Genomic DNA, 4,878 nt, shown 5'->3' with positions numbered 1-4,878 from the left:
GCGGGGCAGCGGCCCCCGCGCCGGGCGGGGCCGCTGCCCCGCCCAGGGCCGCCGGCCTGACGGCCGACCAGGTCAAGGGGATGTTCGAGCCCGGCTCCTACGAGGAGGTGCCCCTCGACGGCATGCGCCGGACCATCGCCAAGCGCCTGGTCGAGTCGAAGCAGACCGTCCCGCACTTCTACCTGTCGCTGGACGTCGAGCTCGACGCGCTGCTGGCCCTGCGCGAGCAGGTCAATGCCGGGGCCGGCAAGGACCGGGACGGCAAGCCCGCCTTCAAGCTCTCGGTCAACGACTTCGTCATCAAGGCGCTCGCCCTCGCGCTGCAGCGGGTGCCGGCCGCCAACGCGGTCTGGGCCGAGGACCGCATCCTGCGCCTGCGCCATTCGGACGTCGGCGTCGCGGTGGCGATCGAGGGCGGGCTGTTCACCCCGGTGATCCGCCGGGCCGAGCAGAAGACGCTCTCGACCATCTCGGCCGAGATGAAGGACCTCGCCGGCCGCGCCCGCACCCGCAAGCTGAAGCCCGGCGAGTACCAGGGCGGCACCACGGCGGTCTCGAACCTCGGCATGTTCGGCATCAAGACCTTCTCGGCGGTGATCAACCCGCCCCACGGCACCATCCTGGCCGTGGGGGCCGGCGAGGCGCGCGTGGTGGCCAGGAACGGCGCGCCCGCCGTGGTGCAGGCCATGACGGTGACGCTCTCCTGCGACCATCGGGTGGTCGACGGGGCGCTCGGCGCCGAGCTGCTGGCGGCCTTCAAGGCGCTGGTGGAGAGCCCGATGGGGATGCTGGTGTGACGCCGGCGGCCCTCCCGGCCGGTCCCGGGCGGGCCCACATCCCCTCCTTCGCCGAAGGACCGGTCCCGGGCGGGCCGGGCCCCCGGCCTCTCCCCCCCGCCGGACGGCAAGCCGGAGACCTGAATGTCCGACACCTACGACGTCCTCATCATCGGCGCCGGTCCCGGCGGCTACGTCGCGGCGATCCGCGCGGCCCAGCTCGGCTTCAGGACCGCGGTGGTCGACCGCGAGCACCTGGGCGGCATCTGCCTCAACTGGGGCTGCATCCCCACCAAGGCGCTGCTGCGCTCGGCCGAGATCTTCCACTACATGCAGCACGCCGGCGATTACGGCCTCTCGGCGGAGAAGGTCGGGTTCGACACGGCCGCCATCGTCAAGCGCTCGCGCGGCGTGTCGGCCCGGCTCAACGGCGGCGTCGGCATGCTGCTGAAGAAGAACAAGGTCGACGTGATCTGGGGCGAGGCCCGGATCGCCTCGGCGGCCCGCGGCAACCAGCCCGGCGCGGTCGTCGTGACGCAGACGACCCGCGCGGAGGCCCCGAAGGGCGCCAAGGGCGCGGGCACCTACGGCGCCAGGCACATCATCGTGGCGACGGGCGCCCGGCCCCGCGCGATCCCGGGCATCGAGCCCGACGGGAAGCAGATCTGGACCTACTACGAGGCCATGGTCCCGCGGACGATGCCCAAGAGCCTCCTGGTGATGGGCTCGGGCGCCATCGGCATCGAGTTCGCCTCGTTCTACCGCACCATGGGCGCCGAGGTGACGGTAGTGGAGCTGCTGCCCCAGATCCTGCCCGTCGAGGACGCGGAGATCGCCGGCTTCGCCCGCAAGCGCTTCGAGCGCCAGGGCATCAAGATCCTCACGGGCGCCAAGGTGACGAAGGTCGAGAAGGCCGCCGGGTCCGTCACCGCCACCGTGGAGACCGGCGACGGCGCGCCCCGGACCATCACGGCCGAGGCGCTGATCTCGGCGGTCGGCGTCGTCGGCAACGTCGAGTCCCTCGGCCTCGACGCGCTCGGGGTCGCGGTCGAGCGCGGCATCGTCGTCACGGACGGGCTCGGGCGCACGAACGTGCCGGGGATCTACGCCATCGGCGACGTCGCCGGCCCGCCGATGCTGGCCCACAAGGCCGAGCACGAGGGCGTGCTCTGCGTCGAGACCATCAAGGGCCTTTCGACCCACGCGCTGGACGCGGGCAAGATCCCGGGCTGCACCTACTGCCAGCCGCAGATCGCCAGCGTGGGCCTGACCGAGGTGAAGGCGAAGGAGCAGGGCTTCGACGTCCGGGTCGGCCGCTTCCCCTTCGCGGGCAACGGCAAGGCCATCGCCCTCGGCGAGCCGGAGGGCCTCGTCAAGACGATCTTCGACCGCAAGACCGGCCAGCTCCTCGGCGCCCACATGGTCGGGGCCGAGGTGACCGAGCTGATCCAGGGCTACGTCGTGGCGATGAACCTCGAGACCACCGAGGAGGAGCTGATGCACACGGTCTTCCCGCACCCGACCCTGTCGGAGATGATGCACGAGAGCGTGCTCGACGCCTACGGGCGGGTGATCCACGCCTGACCGGCCGGCCCGGCGCCCGCCCTTCGGCGCGGTGGGCAACGGTTCGACCGGCCGCCCGGCCCGCCGCGGACGCCGCCTCTCGCGTGACGGCGGCGGGGCGGCGCGTCAGGGCGCGGCGCTGCCGGGATCCGGCGTCTTCGAGAGCAGCCATTCCGGGCCGAACATGTGCAGCTCGGCGTCCTTCGGCGCGATCTTGTCGGACCTCGACGGATTGGTCAGGTAGACCAGCTCCCAGCTCCCGGGCTTGTACCCGGACGCCTCGTACGCGGATTTCGGGGTGTCGGGCGCGCCGAGCACGACGACCAGCTTGATGCGCTTGAGCCCCTCCTCGTCCTTCTTGTTCTTCAGATCCTGCAAGATCCACCAGATGTTGAAGCCGCCGCCCGAGAAGCCGTAGAACGCCTCGATCGACTTGTCGCGGCTGAACGTATCCAGCGCCAGGATCGTCTGCGGGCTGTGGGAGCGCTTCTTGCCCTTCTCGGGCGGGTCGCCCGAGATGTTCAGCACGACGCCCTCGTAGCCCTTGCGCCGGGCGTACTCCTTGGCCGGCCCCTCGTGCAGGGCGCCGCCCTTGTAGTTGAAGTCCTTCCCGGCTTCGTCCGCGTGGTAGCCATGATTGCCACGCAAGATCAGCATCTTCGGCATCACTGCCTCCTGTCGCGCACCGATCGCAGGACCTTCGGTCCGCCGCGGCCGGGACAAGTCCTCCGTGGGAGTGTCGCCAAGTCCCTCGTGGGAGCTTCGCCAGGTGTGCGGCAGTCTCTCCATCCGCCGATACGCTACCATACCCGACGTGAACCGGCCGTGCAGTTCGGCACAGACGGCCTCTACTTCCATGTGTTCCGGCTCCCCGGCGCGAGGCGGCGGCGGGCCCCGTTCCGCGCCCGCGCGGGGGCGGAGCGTGGCGGCCGGCGCAGCCTTCTGACATCCTGGTGCGCCTGGCCGGGACCCGGCCGGGGGTGGTTCCGGGAGGGCGGGATGACGGTGATCGGTTTCGGCGGCCTCGCGCTGCGCTTCGTGCAGGACCGGCACGGCACGGCGGGCAGCCTCGACGTCTTCGAGATGACGGTCCAGCCCGGCGCGAAGATGCCCGTCGCGCACGCCCACGCGACGTGGGACGAGACGATCTACGGGCTCGCCGGCACCACCACCTGGCGCATCGACGGCGCGGATTGCCGCCTCGGGCCGGGGCAGTCGGTGTTCATCGGGCGCGGGACGGTGCACGGGTTCCGCAACGACACGGACGACCCGGCCACCTGCCTGTGCATCCTCACTCCCGGCGTCCTCGGCCCCGAGTACTTCCAGGCGATGGCGGCGCTGGCCGCGGGCGGCGCGCCCGAGCCCGAGAGGATGAAGGCGCTGATGCTGCGCCACGGGCTGGTCCCCGACCCGGCCGGGTGACGCTCCGGGGCCGCATGCCGCGCCGCGCCGGCGGTCAGGAGCGTCCGCGCCGTCCCGGGGGCTTGCCGCCCGGCGCGGTCCGGCTCCGTCCGAGGCCGATGGTCTTGGCGAGGTCGGAGCGCTGCGCCGCGTAGTTGGCCGCCNACTGCTCGGGGGTGAGGCCGCGCCCGGCGAGATGGCGCTTCAGCGTCTTGTAGGGCCGGCCGTCCTCGAGGCTGATGATGTGGTCGGGCGTCACCGTCCTGCGGATCGGCACCGGCGGCGCCGGGCGCTCGGGCTCCGCAGCCGAGGCCGGCCGGCCGAGCCGCCCGAAGGCGCTGTGCACCGAGGCCAGAAGGCCCGGCAGCTCGATCGCCGGGACGCTATTCCTGGAGACGAAAGCCGAAACGACATCGGCGGTCAGCATTATCAGCCGCTCGGGCGCACTATCGTTCTCGTCAGGCATAGCTTCCGGCTCCAACAGCGGTCCGTACGTGGATCACGAATACGCTTGTTGCGTCAACGGTAATTGGAATATTGCTGTGAATCGGAGCGGCAGGCCTGCACGGCGATGCTTCAAATCTCGCGCTCCGGCCGCGGTCGGGGCTGTCACGGCGCCGCGGGCGCCGGCCCGTCCGGGCGCCGCTGCCGAACCTTCGCCACGGTGTCGGGCGACCAAGGGCCCACCCGGAAACCCCCACAGGGAGTGCGGACTGAGATGCCCATCAGGAGCCCTGCCGCGGCGCTCGGCGCCCTCGCGATCCTCGCCGGTCTCACCGGCCCCGCCCCGGCGCAGGGCACGCGGAGCCCGCCCGCCGCCGCCAAGACGGCCCCGCCGCCCGAGCGGACCGGCGACGACGCCGTGGCGGGCGTCGATCCGGCGGTGATGGCCCAGTGCAAGGCCGAGGCCGACAACAAGAAGCTGAAGGGCGCGCCGCGTGCCGAGTTCATGCGCGCCTGCGTTGAGCCCGAGGATTGATGCCGGCCCCGCCCCGGTTCCCGGTGCGGGCGCGCAGCAGCGGGAACCGGGGCGGCCCGGTCAGCTCCCGGCCGGCACCGGTGTCAGGGGCGTGGCGCCTCGCGCCCGGGACGCGGGCCGGCACGGCCGCGCGCCCTGCCGCGGCGCCCGCGGACCCGC

The 4,878-nt window shown here is 72.5% G+C and carries 6 protein-coding genes and 1 pseudogene; 4 read left to right on the top strand and 3 right to left on the bottom strand.

Going from position 1 to position 4,878, the window contains the following annotated elements:
- Nucleotides 1-797: 2-oxo acid dehydrogenase subunit E2 (locus DT057_RS05600; protein ID WP_203236196.1), on the top strand; the 797-nt coding region annotated here is incomplete at its 5' end.
- Between the two features lie 123 nt (nucleotides 798-920).
- Nucleotides 921-2,360 (top strand): dihydrolipoyl dehydrogenase, encoded by a 1,440-nt coding sequence (gene lpdA / locus DT057_RS05595; protein WP_128561116.1) that lies wholly within the window; start codon nucleotides 921-923, stop codon nucleotides 2,358-2,360.
- Nucleotides 2,361-2,465: 105 nt separating this feature from the next.
- Here the strand turns inward: lpdA and DT057_RS05590 are convergent, their stop codons facing one another.
- The gene (locus DT057_RS05590; RefSeq protein ID WP_128561115.1) at nucleotides 2,466-3,005 is read right to left on the bottom strand and encodes a hypothetical protein; all 540 of its coding nucleotides are present in this window, start codon (nucleotides 3,003-3,005) and stop codon (nucleotides 2,466-2,468) included.
- Nucleotides 3,006-3,338: 333 nt separating this feature from the next.
- Between DT057_RS05590 and DT057_RS05585 the strand changes: the two genes are divergently transcribed.
- Nucleotides 3,339-3,761 (top strand): cupin domain-containing protein, encoded by a 423-nt coding sequence (locus DT057_RS05585; protein ID WP_128561114.1) that lies wholly within the window; start codon nucleotides 3,339-3,341, stop codon nucleotides 3,759-3,761.
- Nucleotides 3,762-3,795: 34 nt separating this feature from the next.
- Here DT057_RS05585 and DT057_RS36585 read toward each other — a convergent pair.
- Together DT057_RS36585 and DT057_RS05580 are read right to left on the bottom strand one after the other, a co-directional pair.
- Nucleotides 3,796-3,904: pseudogene (locus tag DT057_RS36585) on the bottom strand (Ros/MucR family transcriptional regulator); the annotation flags it as partial.
- A gap of 1 nt (nucleotide 3,905) precedes the next feature.
- Nucleotides 3,906-4,167, bottom strand: a 262-nt coding sequence (locus tag DT057_RS05580; RefSeq protein WP_338103495.1) for a Ros/MucR family transcriptional regulator, incomplete at its 3' end; no start/stop codon positions are given.
- A gap of 291 nt (nucleotides 4,168-4,458) precedes the next feature.
- On the opposite strand from DT057_RS05580, the gene DT057_RS05575 reads away from it, so the two are divergent.
- A complete protein-coding gene (locus DT057_RS05575) occupies nucleotides 4,459-4,719 on the top strand; it encodes a PsiF family protein (protein ID WP_128561112.1) in 261 nt (86 codons plus the stop codon).
- Nucleotides 4,720-4,878 lie beyond the last annotated feature (159 nt).

This window comes from Methylobacterium crusticola (genome assembly GCF_003574465.1).
Lineage (GTDB): Bacteria > Pseudomonadota > Alphaproteobacteria > Rhizobiales > Beijerinckiaceae > Methylobacterium > Methylobacterium crusticola.
This window is presented reverse-complemented; position numbering and strand designations above follow the sequence as displayed.

Bases quoted from the DNA above. Each gene is read 5' to 3' on its own strand.
- DT057_RS05590 (WP_128561115.1), bottom strand. From the start codon at position 3,005: ATGCCGAAGATGCTGATCTTGCGTGGCAATCATGGCTACCACGCGGAC.
- lpdA (WP_128561116.1), top strand. From the start codon at position 921: ATGTCCGACACCTACGACGTCCTCATCATCGGCGCCGGTCCCGGCGGC.
- DT057_RS05585 (WP_128561114.1), top strand. From the start codon at position 3,339: ATGACGGTGATCGGTTTCGGCGGCCTCGCGCTGCGCTTCGTGCAGGAC.
- DT057_RS05575 (WP_128561112.1), top strand. From the start codon at position 4,459: ATGCCCATCAGGAGCCCTGCCGCGGCGCTCGGCGCCCTCGCGATCCTC.